Annotated in this window: 17 protein-coding genes; 9 read left to right on the forward strand and 8 right to left on the reverse strand. The window is 63.6% G+C overall.

The genetic code is table 11. The annotated features are described in order from the left end of the window. Positions 1-62: 62 nt before the first annotated feature. Positions 63-362: a Dabb family protein gene (locus AC25Z0_RS14450; RefSeq protein ID WP_488133663.1), complete on the reverse strand. Its 300-nt coding sequence runs from the start codon at positions 360-362 to the stop codon at positions 63-65. After that, complete coding sequence (locus AC25Z0_RS14455) at positions 359-628, reverse strand: glutaredoxin family protein (RefSeq protein WP_488121507.1); 270 nt, start codon at positions 626-628, stop codon at positions 359-361. Before AC25Z0_RS14455 ends, AC25Z0_RS14450 begins: the two co-directional genes overlap by 4 nt. 57 nt (positions 629-685) lie before the next feature. Here AC25Z0_RS14455 and AC25Z0_RS14460 point away from each other — a divergent pair, with 57 nt between their 5' ends. Beyond that, a complete protein-coding gene (locus AC25Z0_RS14460; RefSeq protein ID WP_488121508.1) occupies positions 686-1,423 on the forward strand; it encodes an HAD family hydrolase in 738 nt (245 codons plus the stop codon). A 34-nt stretch (positions 1,424-1,457) separates the two neighbouring features. On the opposite strand, the gene AC25Z0_RS14465 is transcribed toward AC25Z0_RS14460, so the two are convergent. The 3 genes from AC25Z0_RS14465 to AC25Z0_RS14475 all read right to left on the reverse strand — a co-directional run bounded on the left by AC25Z0_RS14465 (position 1,458) and on the right by AC25Z0_RS14475 (position 2,383). Further along, complete coding sequence (locus tag AC25Z0_RS14465; RefSeq protein ID WP_003792170.1) at positions 1,458-1,556, reverse strand: 30S ribosomal protein bS22; 99 nt, start codon at positions 1,554-1,556, stop codon at positions 1,458-1,460. A gap of 72 nt (positions 1,557-1,628) precedes the next feature. Continuing rightward, positions 1,629-1,832 (reverse strand): helix-turn-helix domain-containing protein, encoded by a 204-nt coding sequence (locus AC25Z0_RS14470; RefSeq protein WP_488121509.1) that lies wholly within the window; start codon positions 1,830-1,832, stop codon positions 1,629-1,631. Positions 1,833-1,933: 101 nt separating this feature from the next. Beyond that, a complete protein-coding gene (locus AC25Z0_RS14475; protein WP_488121510.1) occupies positions 1,934-2,383 on the reverse strand; it encodes an ArsR/SmtB family transcription factor in 450 nt (149 codons plus the stop codon). A gap of 82 nt (positions 2,384-2,465) precedes the next feature. On the opposite strand from AC25Z0_RS14475, the gene AC25Z0_RS14480 reads away from it, so the two are divergent. Together AC25Z0_RS14480 and AC25Z0_RS14485 are read left to right on the forward strand one after the other, a co-directional pair. Next, positions 2,466-3,902, forward strand: a complete 1,437-nt coding sequence (locus AC25Z0_RS14480; protein WP_488121511.1) for a TrkH family potassium uptake protein — start codon at positions 2,466-2,468, stop codon at positions 3,900-3,902. Beyond that, entirely contained in the window at positions 3,895-4,566 is a 672-nt protein-coding gene (locus AC25Z0_RS14485) for a potassium channel family protein (protein WP_488121512.1), read from the forward strand. Before AC25Z0_RS14480 ends, AC25Z0_RS14485 begins: the two co-directional genes overlap by 8 nt. Positions 4,567-4,586: 20 nt before the next feature. Here the strand turns inward: AC25Z0_RS14485 and proC are convergent, their stop codons facing one another. Next, on the reverse strand, positions 4,587-5,435 hold the full coding sequence (gene proC / locus AC25Z0_RS14490; RefSeq protein WP_488133664.1) for a pyrroline-5-carboxylate reductase: 849 nt from the start codon (positions 5,433-5,435) through the stop codon (positions 4,587-4,589). A gap of 56 nt (positions 5,436-5,491) precedes the next feature. Between proC and AC25Z0_RS14495 the strand changes: the two genes are divergently transcribed. Then, positions 5,492-6,454: a cation diffusion facilitator family transporter gene (locus AC25Z0_RS14495; protein WP_488121514.1), complete on the forward strand. Its 963-nt coding sequence runs from the start codon at positions 5,492-5,494 to the stop codon at positions 6,452-6,454. Further along, entirely contained in the window at positions 6,451-7,164 is a 714-nt protein-coding gene (locus tag AC25Z0_RS14500; RefSeq protein ID WP_488133665.1) for a glutamine amidotransferase, read from the forward strand. The genes AC25Z0_RS14495 and AC25Z0_RS14500 overlap by 4 nt, the downstream gene beginning before the upstream one ends. Here AC25Z0_RS14500 and AC25Z0_RS14505 read toward each other — a convergent pair. Then, positions 7,121-7,567 carry a nucleoside deaminase gene (locus AC25Z0_RS14505; protein ID WP_488121516.1) on the reverse strand — a complete coding sequence of 149 codons (447 nt, stop codon included), beginning with the start codon at positions 7,565-7,567 and terminating at the stop codon, positions 7,121-7,123. The genes AC25Z0_RS14500 and AC25Z0_RS14505 overlap by 44 nt on opposite strands. Before the next feature lie 56 nt (positions 7,568-7,623). Here AC25Z0_RS14505 and upp point away from each other — a divergent pair, with 56 nt between their 5' ends. Further along, complete coding sequence (gene upp, locus AC25Z0_RS14510) at positions 7,624-8,256, forward strand: uracil phosphoribosyltransferase (protein ID WP_488121517.1); 633 nt, start codon at positions 7,624-7,626, stop codon at positions 8,254-8,256. Positions 8,257-8,856: 600 nt separating this feature from the next. Further along, on the forward strand, positions 8,857-9,567 hold the full coding sequence (locus tag AC25Z0_RS14515; protein ID WP_488121518.1) for a winged helix-turn-helix domain-containing protein: 711 nt from the start codon (positions 8,857-8,859) through the stop codon (positions 9,565-9,567). A gap of 34 nt (positions 9,568-9,601) precedes the next feature. On the opposite strand, the gene AC25Z0_RS14520 is transcribed toward AC25Z0_RS14515, so the two are convergent. Then, positions 9,602-10,018 carry an SRPBCC domain-containing protein gene (locus AC25Z0_RS14520; RefSeq protein ID WP_488133666.1) on the reverse strand — a complete coding sequence of 139 codons (417 nt, stop codon included), beginning with the start codon at positions 10,016-10,018 and terminating at the stop codon, positions 9,602-9,604. A 338-nt stretch (positions 10,019-10,356) separates the two neighbouring features. On the opposite strand from AC25Z0_RS14520, the gene AC25Z0_RS14525 reads away from it, so the two are divergent. Together AC25Z0_RS14525 and AC25Z0_RS14530 are read left to right on the forward strand one after the other, a co-directional pair. Then, positions 10,357-11,139 carry a GntR family transcriptional regulator gene (locus tag AC25Z0_RS14525; RefSeq protein ID WP_488133667.1) on the forward strand — a complete coding sequence of 261 codons (783 nt, stop codon included), beginning with the start codon at positions 10,357-10,359 and terminating at the stop codon, positions 11,137-11,139. A 209-nt stretch (positions 11,140-11,348) separates the two neighbouring features. After that, positions 11,349-13,310 carry a glycerophosphodiester phosphodiesterase gene (locus tag AC25Z0_RS14530; protein ID WP_488133668.1) on the forward strand — a complete coding sequence of 654 codons (1,962 nt, stop codon included), beginning with the start codon at positions 11,349-11,351 and terminating at the stop codon, positions 13,308-13,310. Positions 13,311-13,354: the final 44 nt, after the last annotated feature.

Raw genomic sequence — 13,354 nt, forward strand, 5'->3', positions numbered from 1 at the left:
CGGGCTCTTTCGTTTCGCTGGTTGAGGAGGCAGCGCAGGCCGTCTCGAAACCATCCGGCTCGCTACACCTCGACGTCGACGCAGGAGCGCGCCGCCACGACCGATTTGATGAAGGCCCCTGCGCGCTGGTGCTCAGGGTGCACCTGGTAGCGGGCAACCGCCGCCAGGTCGTCGAAGTCTGCGATGAGCACGACGTCCCAGTTGCCGTCGCCCACGACATCCGCTCCGACCTGCAGCGCGCGAATCTCGGGGACAACCCCGACAAGGCCGCTGAGCTCGTCGATGATTCGGGCAGCGTGCGCGGCCTTCTCTGTGGCGTCAGCGGATGCGAGTTGCCAGGAGACAACGTGGCGGATGGTCATCGAACCTCCAGGAGAGCGGTGCGGAGGCGCACTGGATCGATGCGCCAATAGTTGTGGACTTTGCCGTTGATGAGGAGCACTGGGATGTCCTCGACATACTTCTCGTGCAGCTGCGCGTCATCGAGGATGGACAGCTCCTCAAGCGCCAGCTGAGGGGCCCCAGGGGCGTCGGACAGGGCTGCCACGACATCCTGGACGACCTCACGGGCATCGTCGCAGAGGTGGCAACCAGGCTTTCCAATGAGGGTGAGCTGAACTGTTGACATTCGTTCAGCCTATAAGCGCCCGCGAGCAACACGCTCAAACTAGAATCGTTCGCACATATGGCTACCGCAACTCTGCCCCGCTCGATCGCGTTCTTCGACGTTGATAACACGTTGCTTCGTGGAGCGAGCCTGTACCACGTCGGCATCGGCGCCTGGAGAAGCAAGTTCATCACGGCACGCGACATCATGTCGTTCGGCTGGAAGCAGGCGCGCTTTGTGGCCGTCGGCGAGAACAGGGCCCATCTCGACATCGTGCGCGAGCGAGCACTTGAGGTGGTCGTCGGGCACAATCGGAGCGAACTCATCTCGCTCAGCCATGAGATCTTCGACAGCCGGCTCACGCAGCGGTTGTGGCCGGAGACCGTCGCCGTCGCGCACGAGCACTTGGATGCCGGGCGAGAGGTCTGGCTGGTCACGGCGACCGCCCAGGAGATCGCCGACGTCATCGCGGCGCGATTGGGCTGCACAGGCGCCGTCGGTACCGTGCTCGAGTCGGTCGAGGGTGTCTTCACCGGTCGACTGGTTGGCAACGTCATGCACGGCAGCCACAAGGCCGAAGCCGCCCAGGCCGTCATGGATGCCAGCGGCGCCTCCCCCGCTGACTGCTGGGCGTACTCAGACTCACACAACGACATTCCGTTGTTGAACCTGGTCGGGCATCCGGTCGTCGTGAATCCAGACGCCACGCTGCTTCGCTATGCCACTGCTCGAAACTGGCCGATCATGCGACTGAAGCCCGCGAGCATCAAGGCCGCCGTGCGGGCAAGCAAAAAGCGCCAGACCACAGGGGCCTGACGCTAATTACGCCAGTAGGCGGTTACTTAACCGTCTACTTCTTGTTGCGACGCTGGTGACGAGTTTTACGAAGCAGCTTGCGGTGCTTCTTCTTCGCCATGCGCTTGCGTCGCTTCTTAATTACAGAACCCACACGGACCTCACAAGATTTGGAATAGTCGCGGGATTCGCGACTGACACGAAAAGCCCATTCTATCGGAAAAAATCACGCGCTTGACGCCTCAGACGAGATTGGCTGGTCGATGACCTTCGCAACGGCCGATTCCGGCACCCGAAAAGAGCGCCCAAAACGGATGGCCGGCAGCTCCCCAGCGTGAACCAGGCGGTACACCGTCATCTTCGAAACACGCATGACGTCGGCAACTTCCGCAACGGTGAGGAATCTCACTTCAGACAGGTCGCGTGGCATTTTCTTGACGTCCCTTGCTTCATCCGGCCGACAGGCCAACAAGCCCGCCAAGGGTGATGTGGGGGCTTGCTGGCAACTCTAGAGCGGGCCTCGGCTAGCGTCTAGTCGTTTTTGCGCCACTTGCGAGGCTTTGCGTCCTTGACGACGTGAGTCACCTGGTACGACGTATCGGCGATCGCCTTGCCGATGGCAGTTGCGAATGCGCGCTGCTCGTCCTTCAGTCCGACGTCGGTGCCCGACAGTGCGGCCGCGGTCTCTGCGTCGAAATCAACGCTGAGGAACGGGATCAACCAGTCTTCGATCGCTTCGAGCGGCGAATAGTCCAGGTGGTAGAAGCGGTGCTGACCCTCTTCGCGCACACCTACGAGACCGGCCTCACGCAGCACCTTCAGGTGCTTGGAAACCGTCGGCTGACTGAGACCAAGCTGGCTGACGATGTCGGAGACACTGATCTCTCCGCCGGCATCTCCACCCTGGTTATATCGCTCGAGAAGAATGTGCAGGATGTCACGCCGCGTCGAGTCCGCCACAACGTCAAATATGTCTGCCATGGCATAAGGCTAGTCATTACCGATGGGGAGTACCATGTCAAGTCGCCGTGGCCACAAATAATGATGGGGGTATCCACCGCACATGAGCGCAATACGCCCCCGAACCGACATACATTCCAACACCTGGTTCGGCCGAATTCGCGACGCGATCGACGGGCTGGTCCGCACCTCACCGTCGCGGTTCGCCATCCTGGTCTTCACCGCGTTGATCCTGCTGTTCACCCTGCTGTTCTCGCTGCCGATCGCGTCGGCCACGGGCCAGGTCACCGCCCTGCACGACGCCGTATTCACCGCCGTGTCCGTGATCTGTGTGACAGGCCTCGCCACCGTTGACATGGCGACGCACTGGTCTCCGTTCGGCAACGCCCTCGTATTCATCGGCGTGAATGTCGGCGGTATCGGTGTGCTGACCCTCGCCTCGATCATGGGCATGGTCATCTCGCGTCGGCTTGGCCTTCGCGCAAAACTGATGGCCGCCAGTGACTCGAACCCGTCACGCCTGCACGTCGGACCCGTCGCTGAGGGCCAGGCCATCCGCTTGGGAGAGGTCGGCAACCTGCTCCTCACCGTCGCGGTCAGTGCATTGGTGATCGAGGTCGGCGTTGCCCTGCTGCTGTTCCCCCGCATGCTCATCGACGGTGTCGGGCTCGGCGAAGCCGTGTGGCACAGCATGTTCTACTCGGCGATGGCGTTCACCAACACGGGCTTCAACCCCAACGTCGAGGGCCTCGGTGCCTTCGCCAACGACTACTGGTTCCTGGGCGCACTCATGCTCGGGGTCTTCCTCGGCAGCCTCGGATTCCCCGTCATCTATGCGTTCGCCCGCGGTTGGCGGAAGCCCCGCCGCTGGTCGCTCCACGTCAAGATGACGCTGCTCACGACCATCCTGCTGATGTTCGCCGGGATGCTGCTCTACATCGTGCTTGAGTTCGACAACCCGAAGACCTTCGGGTCGCTGGGCGTCGGAGACACGATCTTCCAATCGCTCTTCATGTCGGTGATGACACGATCTGGTGGATTCGCGACCATCGACATTGCCGACCTGCATGGCTCCAGCCTGTTGCTCAGCGACATGCTGATGTTCATCGGTGGCGGCTCGGCGTCGACCGCCGGTGGCATCAAGGTCACCACGCTGGCCGTGCTGTTCCTCGCCGCATTCGCAGAGGCCCGCGGCAAGGAGAGCATGGAGGCGTTCGGCCGCCGGATCCCCGGCGACATGCTGCGTCTGGCCGTCAGCGTTGTGCTGTGGGGCGCAACGACCGTCGCGGTCAGCAGCATCCTGATCCTGCAGATCTCCAAGGCACCGTTCGACTTCGTGCTTTTTGACGTGATCTCGGCATTTGCGACCTGTGGTCTCTCCACCGGCCTCACCGCGAGCCTGCCGCCAGAGGGGGTTTACGTCATGGCCGCCACAATGTTCATGGGGCGGGTTGGTACAGTGACACTCGCCGCAGCACTGGCGGCAAGCCAGAGCAGGCAACTGTTCAAGCGCCCCGAAGAAAGGCCCATCGTTGGTTGACCGAATAAAGCACGACGCTCCCGTACTCGTTATCGGCCTCGGCCGGTTCGGCGCGGCGACCGCGGGGCAGCTCGACCGCCTGGGCCGCGAAGTGCTGGTCGTCGACTCCAGCGAAGCCCTCGTGCAGAAGTGGTCTGAGCGGGTCACCCACGCCGTGCAGGCCGACGCCAAGTCGATCGATGCCCTGCGCCAGATTGGTGCGCAGGACTTCTCGATCGCTGTCTGCGCCGTCGGGTCATCCGTTGAAGCCAGCGTGCTCATCGTGGCCAACCTCGTCGACCTGAAGGTGCCACAAATCTGGGCGAAGGCGATCTCGCAGTCGCACGGCAAGATCCTGGAACGCATCGGCGCCAACCACGTGATCTACCCAGAAGCAGAGGCCGGCGAACGCGTCGCCCACCTGGTCTCCGGCCGCATGCTCGACTTCATCGAGTTCGACGATGATTTCGCCCTCGTGAAGATGTACCCGCCGAAGCCCATCCGCGGCCTGAACCTCACAGAGTCCGGCGTGCGCACGAAGCACAACGTGACGGTTGTCGGCGTGAAGAGCCCGGGCAAGCCGTTCACGTACGCGACGGCAGAGACCGTGGTCTCGAACCACGACCTCATCATCGTCTCCGGCACAGAGGGCGACATCGAGCGGTTCGCGGCGCTCGGCTCCTAGGCAGCTCTCCCTCTCACGTCCTAGCCGGCGGCGAGCTCGCGGGCCCGTGCGAGCGCGGCATCCGTTGCCACGTCGAAGGTGTGCTTGAAGCCGGCCTTCTCGAGCTCCCAGACGGCGCGCTCTGTGGTGCCATGGGGGCTCGTGACCTGCTTGCGCAGCTCGGTGGGGCTCTGGTCAGACGCCGCGAGGAGCATGCTGGCGCCGAGGAATGTCCCGTTGACCATGGTCGCCGCTTCCTCCGGCGTGAAGCCCTTGTCGATAGCTGCAGCGGTCAGCTGTTCGATGAGGTAGAAGACATATGCAGGGCCAGAACCCGAAATGGTGCTGAGCGCATCGAGCTTGACCTCCGGCACGACGAGCACGTCGCCGACGGTGTCGAAGAGCGCCCGGGCGAGTTCGAGATCAGCGTCGCTTGAACGGGTGCCAACAGAGAGCCCCGTCACTGCTTTGCCGACGACGGCCGGCGTATTGGGCATCGAGCGGATGACCGCGACCGACTCAGGCAGCCGGCTTTCGAAGGTGGCGATGGTCACCCCCGCGGCAACGCTGATGACGAGCGCATCCGGCTCGAGGCTGTCCGCGATCTCGACAAGCAGGTCTGGGACCATGGCCGGCTTCACGGCCACCACCACGATGCGCGCGCCAGCGACGGCTGTGCGGTTCGCTGCGGGGTCATCCTCGGTGGCCATGGCGGTGACGCCGGAGAGCGCAGCGAGTTCTGCCGCCTTGGCTGCCGTGCGGTTCGTGGCGCGGATGCCGCCCTCCACGGTGACGTGCGGCGCGCGCAGCCCGGAGAGCACGGCTCTTGCCATGGACCCGGCGCCGAGAAAGGCGATAGTTGGCAAGGTGACGGGAGCAGCTGAAGTCATGCGGCAAGTGTACGTTCTGGCCGAATTCCCGTGAGCCGCGGCCATAGGATTGCTCCATGAGTGCATCCGGCGGAAACAAGGCAATCCTGGCCGCATTCGCGGCAAATATGGGCATAGCAATCACCAAGTTGATCGCGTGGTTCTTTTCAGGGTCGGCGTCGATGCTTGCGGAGTCAGTGCACTCCCTCGCCGACTCAGGCAACCAGCTGCTCCTGTTGCTTGGCGGCCGCAAGTCGCGCAAGAAGGCCGACGTTGAACATCCGTTCGGCTACGGTCGTGAGCGCTACGTCTACGCGTTCGTGGTGTCGATCATCCTGTTCTCCGTCGGTGGCGTCTTCTCGATCTACGAAGGCATCGACAAGCTGCAGCACCCGCACGAACTGAGCGTGGTCTGGCTGCCGATCACGGTCCTCGCGATCGCCATCGTGCTGGAGAGCTTCTCGCTCCGCACCGCGATCAAGGAGTCGAACCCGCTGCGGAACGGCCAGAGCTGGGTGAAATTCGTTCGCCACGCGAAGGCGCCAGAGCTGCCCGTCGTACTGCTCGAAGACGTCGCGGCCCTCATTGGCCTCGTCTTCGCCCTGCTCGGCGTCGGCCTGTCGGTACTCACGGGCGACCCGGTGTGGGACGCCATTGGCACACTCTTCATCGGCACGCTGCTCGTGGCCGTCGCCGTCATCCTGGGCATCGAGACCAAGAGCCTGCTCGTGGGTGAAGGCGCCAACATTGAAGACATCACGGCGATCGAAAAGGCCATCAAGGCCGGCCCTGAAACCAAGCGCATCATTCACCTGAAGACCCTGTACCTCGGCCCCGATGAACTGATGGTTGCCGCAAAGCTCTCCTTCGACTCCAACAGCCGGTTCGCCGATGTCGCAAGCTCCATCAACGCCGTCGAAGCACGCATCCGCGCGGTTGTGCCATCGGCCAGGGTCATTTACATCGAACCAGATGTCTATGTCGACCCGTCGCTCGCCAACCCGCCCACCGACGCCATCGTCATCAAGGGACGTGAATGAGCCGCATTGCGGTCGTGCTTCGGCATGAGGACAAGATCCACCTCGGGAACCTGGAGCCGGTGCTGATCGACCGCGGATATCGCATCCGCTACATCGACACCGTCGCCAACGGCGTATCGCCACAGGATGCCGACGACGCAGATCTCGTCGTGGTGCTTGGCGGCGAGATGGGCGTGTACGACGATGAGGAATTTCCCGTCATCCGCGATGAGGTGGCGCTCATCAAACGCCGGATCGAGGCTGAACGGCCCGTGTTCGGTGTGTGCCTTGGCGCACAGCTGATGGCCAGTGCGCTCGGCGCAGCGGTGTACAAGGGCGACAGCGTCGAGATCGGCTACCGCAGCGTTGAGCCGACTACCGCAGGGACGGAGTCGCCCGTACGCCACCTGGCCGGTGTTCCGGTCATGCAGTGGCACGGCGACACGTTCGACCTGCCTGAGGGTGTGACGAGGCTGGCCGGTTCACCGCAGTACGGCAACGAAGCGTTCGGCATCGACAATTGGGCACTCGCCGTGCAGTTTCACCCGGAGATAACCACCGAAATGCACGAGGAATGGTTGCAGGACGCTCCGGACGAACTGGCTGCCGTCGGCCTGGATGCCAGCGAGCTCAGGGACGACCGTGCGCGTTACTCCGAACCGATGCAGACTGCCTCTGCACGAATGTTCAGCGAATGGCTCGACGGGCTGGATCCTCAAAGAACTGTGTGAGCAGCTCCTTGCACGCCTGCTCGCTGACTCCGGCGAAGACTTCGGCACGGTGATTCATCCGGCGATCACGAAGCACGTCGTACACAGAACCGGATGCCCCCGCCTTCTCATCCCAGGCGCCAAAGACCACTGTCGGCACCCTGGCCGCGAGGATCGCGCCGGCGCACATGACGCAGGGTTCGAGGGTGACGACGAGCGTGCATCCGGTCAAATGCCAGTCATCGAGTGCGGCAGCAGCCTCCCGCAGGGCGACGATCTCGGCGTGTGCCGTTGGGTCCCTATGCAGCTCGCGTTCGTTGCGTCCTCGGCCGATCACGGCTCCTGAGGGGTCGAGCACGACGGCGCCGACGGGCACATCATCGCTCAGGAGAGCCGAACGAGCCTCTGCGAGGGCGATAAGCATCCACTCTTCATGCATCCCAGCGCCCACGCGCCCTCCCAACTCGTAGTATTAACCCTATGCGAGTCCACGTTGCCGACCACCCGCTCATCACTCACAAGCTCACGGTGCTCCGCGACAAAGAGACATCGTCTCCCATGTTCCGCGCACTCGTCGAAGAACTCATGACTCTCCTTGCCTATGAGGGCACCCGCGGCGTTCGCGTCGAGGAGGTCACCGTGCAGACGCCGGTGGCCATTGCCCACGGCGTGAAGATCAGCGATCCAAAGCCGCTGATCGTTCCCATCCTGCGTGCGGGACTTGGCATGCTCGAGGGCATGGTCAAGTTGCTGCCGTCCGCCGAGGTCGGATTCCTCGGCATGGCACGCAATGAGGAGACGCTGCAGCCCACCACCTACGCGGAGCGACTGCCCGACGACCTGTCGGATCGCCAGTGCTTCCTGCTCGACCCGATGCTCGCTACCGGCGGCTCGTTGATCGCTGCGATCGACTTCCTCTTCGAGCGCGGCGCAGTCGACGTCACGGCGATCTGCATTCTGGCTGCCCCTGAAGGTCTCGCCGCGGTTGAGGAGGCTCTCGCAGGACGCGAAGTCACCATCGTTCTCGGTGCAGTCGACGACAAGCTCGACGAGAATGGCTACATCGTGCCCGGCCTCGGCGACGCCGGCGACCGCCTGTACGGACTGGTCTAAGCACCAAAGCACCAACGCACCACCCCGCACCCGACCGATTACGCAAACCGATCTGCACGGAGCAGATCGGTTTGTGTATTTCCGGGTCGGCCTCCGACGCAGGTTCTTCGACGGGAGACACGCCGAGTCGACCTTACTTGAATAAACTTTGATAAAACTAGCTTCTGTCGAATAATCCTCTTTGAAATGGCTTCTGGTCGAGGAACCTCCCAGATGGCCACAGGTCTTGTGAACCTGATTCACGTCATAGTGCGTCATTGACTGTCACCGAATTGACACGCGCCGTAACAGTGGGATTTACTCGCTGCTATGACAACCACCGCACGCCCCCTGACCTCCCTCGAGGCCCCTGGGAATGCCGGCATGATGATGCCGAGCATGCGCGTTGCCCTGTGTTGCCGAATGTGTCGCTAACACAGCAAGCCCCCTCGCCGAGCTCCCGCCGCTGAATCCAGCGGACAGGTTGAGCCCCAGAAGCGAACGCATCGCGAACGCTTTCCTTCAGGTCACCGTGCTCCTCCGCACCGAGGCCCTGCGTCTTGCCGAACCCATTTCAGGCCATCTAGCCGGGTTCCCCTACACATCCAAAGGATTCCTCCCATGTCACTCGCACACATCGACACTGCTCGCCAGGTCCGCAACTTCCGCCCGAACCTCAACATCGCCCAGCCCGCACCGACGCCTGCTCCGCGCATTCGCGCCGTTCCAGACGGCACGGAAGCGCGCGGCTTCGTGCTCTACGTCGGCATCGACGAGGCAAAGGCTGCGGCAGCAGGAACCAGCCTGCACCGCCTGGTCGAGGCGCTGAAGAGCCTGGCCGCCGAGGTCGCTCCGTCAGCTGAAACCTACGCAGCAGTTGCTCTTGCCCCAGAGGGCGCCGGCGGCCGTGACGTAGATGTGGTTCGTCTCGCCCTGCAGGACCCGGCTGCGCTGGCCAGGCACCGCAGCGCAGGTGACGAGCTCGACCGTGCCCCAGGCGGGGTCGTCGTCGACATCTCACGCAAGCGCGTCATCCTCGACAACGAGGCTGCGGCACTCACCTACAAGGAGTTCGAACTGCTGCAGTACCTCGTCTTGCGGGAGGGTCGCACCATCGACCGCGCAGAGCTGATCTCGTCACTGTGGAATGCCGCAGACGACGAGGATGCCCCCAACGAGCGCACCATCGACGTGCACGTTCGCCGCCTGCGCGCCAAGCTCGGACGCTACGAGGACATCGTGCGCACCGTGCGCGGCATCGGCTACCGCTTCGACCGTCACGCAGACGTGTCGATCCACCAGGCAACCACGCCTAGCCCCGACCTCTTCTAGATTCAAGGCCGGTTCGTCAGCTAGCGGTTAGCGGTTAGCGGTCGATCGCGTGCGCGAGGTCGTCGACGACGTTCTTCCAGTGGCCAAGCATCATGCGGCGCTCGTCGCGGTCGGCGAGCTGCTCGTGGTGGATGGCGATCGTGGTTCCGCCGGGGGCTTCCTTGACGCTGACCTGCAGGATGGTGTCGTGCGGCCAGTCGTCCGGACGCCAGCTGAGCCTGATCTTCGAGCCTGCCGTCAGGGTGCGAAGCGTGCCACGCACGCCGTCTGCCGTTTCGTACGCTGCGCCCTTACCGGCGGGAAGCGTCGTCTTTCCGAGCCACAATTCGAGGCCGTCTCCGAGCAGGTAGTCCCAGACCACGGTGGGTGACGCAGCGACGGTTTTCCGTACGCCAACCTCCCAGCCGGCATCTTTCGTCAGTCCAGTGGTGTCTTTCGGGTGTGCAGCCATAGCTTCAACTCTATTCGCCGGTCCTGACCGGAAACACCGCCCGGCCTTTAACGTGATTGAGGGCCGGTCGTAGAGGCTAACGACCGACCCTCTTCCCTTGCACCAAGAGTGTCCTGCAATCACATTTCACGTCTTCCGCCACAGCAAACGGTTGACGCACTACGAATATATAACGAACCGATAACGGGCGCTAGTTATCTATTCGTTATTTTTCTAAGAATTTTCTATGAGCCGATTTTCCGGTGAGGCAAACGGCCGGGACCGGTGGCGGCGTTTCGGTCATCAATCGTCACCTCCATTCCACGCTGCTGTAACCCGTTCGGGGCACGCTCGAAGATATGACATCGATACATCCATCGACTCCACGGCTGAAGCGCCGGCCGGGTGACACGTCGGTCCAGTATCAGAGAATCGCCGCAGACCTCGCCGTCAAGATCCGCGCGGGGGTCTACCCCGTTGGCCGTGCGTTGCCGGCGGAAGACGGCCTCGCCTGCGAGTATGAGGTCGCCAGGGGGACGATCCGCCGCGCCCTCGCGATTCTCAACTCCAACGGCACCCTCATCGTCAGGCGCGGATCACGGTGGGTGGTTCGGAGTGCGCCGATGCCGCGTGATCTGACCGTTCTGCGATCGTTCGGCCAATGGGCCCTGTCGACCGGTCAATCTCTCTCGGCGCGGACGGTGTCCCTCAAGCGCGGACGGGCCGACGCCGTCGAATCGCGCGAACTAGGCGTGCGGCTCTCGAGCCCGGTGTTGCGGATGGTGCGGGTCGAGTCAATCGATTGTCGTCCGATCATGATCAAACGCACGACGTTCCCCGAACGGCTGATTGAGGTGGTTGAGGCGGTGCCCGTCGACGCGCGATCGCTCATGGAGGTGATCGGGCGCACCGTCGGCCTGGCGCTTGCCTCTGGCGAGAATCGCATCAGCGCCGTGATTGCGAGCGCCGCGGATCGGCGGCTGCTTGAGCTGGACGCCCCCGAGCCTTTGCTACAGCTTGTGCGCTCGGCCCACGATTCGACGGGTCGGGCGTTCGAGCTGAGTGACGACCGCTACCTGGCCGACTCGGTGAGCTTCACTCTGATGAATTCTGCCGAGGTGCGCTCCGTTCGAATCGGTTGAACTCGCGGCGCATCTGGCCGCTACGTGGCGAATCTGACGGCTAAGTGACAAACAGGCTCGATCGTCACCGTGAGAGCCCAAACGTTTCGCCGTGCTCCACTGCGAGGCCATGAGGCGGCCTCTCTAGCGACGAGCTGCCCCCCTTGACTGGGCTTCGCCACCCGTGAATTACGCGGGATGAGGCATCCGTTCATCAAGGAAGGCACATCATGAGATCGTTCTCGAAGGCGCGCATTGTGGGCGGGGCCGGAGCCGTTGTCACGGCTATCGGTGTTCTCGTCTCGGCTGTCGGCGTTTTACCGACTGTCGCTGAGGAAGCGCCAGTCGATCGTGTTGTCCTCAGCGAGGACTTCTCAGGTTCAGCTCTGCCTGAGGGCTGGACCTCGGTCGGAGGAGACTGGCGGGTCGAAGACGGCCGACTGGTCGGCAGCGCCACCGCCGGTCAGGCCCGGCTCACGTTCGGCGAACACCAGAAGAACTATCGCTTCGAGGCGACGGTTCGCTTCGAGAGCGTCGCCAACTCGGCCCGCTGGCAGGCTCTCGGCCTCGACATGCCCGCCGACGGGTCGGTGCCCTGGCAGCACGCCGCCATGCGCTCAGGCACCACCTCATCGAACGGCATCGAGTTCGCTCGCAAGACCGCGCAGAACACCTGGAATGTGACGGATGCGGCGGCCGGCCCCACCGACGCGGGCGTCGGCACCGACGTGCGCGTCGCGATTGAGGTCTACGGCAACACCGGCCGTTGGTACTTCAACGATCAGCTGGTGCTCGAGACCAAGCAGCTCGCCCGCACCGCCGATGGCATCTTCGGACTCGTGGTCGACGGTGCAACCGTCTCGTATGACGACATCGTGATCACCGAACTCGACCCACTGCCGCCGATCGAAATGGTCGCAGCGGGTGAGACCGGCATCGTCATCGCCCACCGCGGCAACTCCTCGCTCGCACCGGAGAACACGATGCCCGCGTTCGTTTCGGCCGCGCGCAGCGGCGCCGACTACATCGAAATCGATATCTACCCCACCGCCGACGGTGTTCCCGTTGTCATCCACGACGGCACCGTCGACCGCACCACCGACGGCTCCGGCGCCGTGACCGCGATGACCCTCGAGCAGCTGCGCACGTTGGACGCCGGAAGCTGGTTCGCCGAGTCGTTCACCGGCACCCGCATCCCGACCCTTGAAGAGGTGCTCGCATTCGCGCAGACCTCCGGGTCGAAGATCCTGGTCGAGTACAAGGGCCTGTGGAGCCCTGAACACTCGAAGACCACCACCGACCTGATCGCCCAGTACGGCGTCGGTGAGCAGATCTTCGCGCAGAGCTTCGACATCAACACCCTCGTGAACGTCGGTGCGGCCGACCCCGCGCTGCCGCTCGGCTACCTCGTCGGCGATTTTCCAGCCGACGCCGTCGCTGTCGCCGAGCAGTACGGCCTTGACGCCATCAACCCCGGCGCGGGCGCCGTGCTCGCACACCCGGAGACCCTGAACGCATTGAACGAGGCCGGCTACGGCGTGTTCCCGTACACGATCGATGACGCGGCAACCTGGGCGAGCCTCACCGCGCTCGGCGTCGAGGGCATCATCACGAACCGTCCCGACCGCTTGGCCGGCTGGAACTCCAGCTACAACAACGGTGGACGCCCTGGCGAAGAGGTGCCTGAGGCTGGCGAGAACGAGCAGCTGATCGGCGTCGAGGTGGCCGCGGATGCCGTCACCCCCAGTGGCGAGTTCACCTGGCGATTCTCCTCAGGGGGCGCGGTCACCCTCGGCGAGGCCGCTGTTCTGGGCGACGCCCTCTACGCCCAGGGAGCGATCAACCCGATCCTCGTGACCGACACCCGTCGTTACCCGGCGTCAACCTGGCAGCTCGCTGCGCAGGTGAGCGACTTCGTCGCCGGCGACAAGACAATCTCGGCAGCGAACCTAGGCTGGTCGCCGCGTGTTGACGTCGTCGGTGCAGGTGCCGTCGCCGGCCCAGCCGTGACCTCCGGATTCGGTGGCATCGGTGCCGGTCTGTCGGAGCTTGCCGTTCTCGGCGAGTCGGCGAACGACGAGTACAAGGGCACAGGGAGCGCCCAGCTCGGTGCCGCACTCGACCTGCGCATGCCGCTCGACCAGAACTCGGGCTCGTACAGCTCGACGCTGACGATCACAGCCGTTCAGTAGTGGGCTGAACACACGCGTGAACCCGGGCAGGGTGCCGGTGAATC

This window comes from Leifsonia sp. Y862, from assembly GCF_057669585.1.

Coding starts and splice junctions, on each gene's coding strand:
- AC25Z0_RS14530 (WP_488133668.1), top strand. CDS start 11,349: ATGAGATCGTTCTCGAAGGCGCGCATTGTGGGCGGGGCCGGAGCCGTT.
- AC25Z0_RS14450 (WP_488133663.1), bottom strand. CDS start 362: ATGACCATCCGCCACGTTGTCTCCTGGCAACTCGCATCCGCTGACGCC.
- AC25Z0_RS14520 (WP_488133666.1), bottom strand. CDS start 10,018: ATGGCTGCACACCCGAAAGACACCACTGGACTGACGAAAGATGCCGGC.
- AC25Z0_RS14525 (WP_488133667.1), top strand. CDS start 10,357: ATGACATCGATACATCCATCGACTCCACGGCTGAAGCGCCGGCCGGGT.
- proC (WP_488133664.1), bottom strand. CDS start 5,435: ATGACTTCAGCTGCTCCCGTCACCTTGCCAACTATCGCCTTTCTCGGC.
- AC25Z0_RS14515 (WP_488121518.1), top strand. CDS start 8,857: ATGTCACTCGCACACATCGACACTGCTCGCCAGGTCCGCAACTTCCGC.
- AC25Z0_RS14455 (WP_488121507.1), bottom strand. CDS start 628: ATGTCAACAGTTCAGCTCACCCTCATTGGAAAGCCTGGTTGCCACCTC.
- AC25Z0_RS14480 (WP_488121511.1), top strand. CDS start 2,466: ATGAGCGCAATACGCCCCCGAACCGACATACATTCCAACACCTGGTTC.
- AC25Z0_RS14460 (WP_488121508.1), top strand. CDS start 686: ATGGCTACCGCAACTCTGCCCCGCTCGATCGCGTTCTTCGACGTTGAT.
- AC25Z0_RS14470 (WP_488121509.1), bottom strand. CDS start 1,832: ATGCCACGCGACCTGTCTGAAGTGAGATTCCTCACCGTTGCGGAAGTT.
- AC25Z0_RS14495 (WP_488121514.1), top strand. CDS start 5,492: ATGAGTGCATCCGGCGGAAACAAGGCAATCCTGGCCGCATTCGCGGCA.
- AC25Z0_RS14505 (WP_488121516.1), bottom strand. CDS start 7,567: ATGCTTATCGCCCTCGCAGAGGCTCGTTCGGCTCTCCTGAGCGATGAT.
- upp (WP_488121517.1), top strand. CDS start 7,624: ATGCGAGTCCACGTTGCCGACCACCCGCTCATCACTCACAAGCTCACG.
- AC25Z0_RS14500 (WP_488133665.1), top strand. CDS start 6,451: ATGAGCCGCATTGCGGTCGTGCTTCGGCATGAGGACAAGATCCACCTC.
- AC25Z0_RS14475 (WP_488121510.1), bottom strand. CDS start 2,383: ATGGCAGACATATTTGACGTTGTGGCGGACTCGACGCGGCGTGACATC.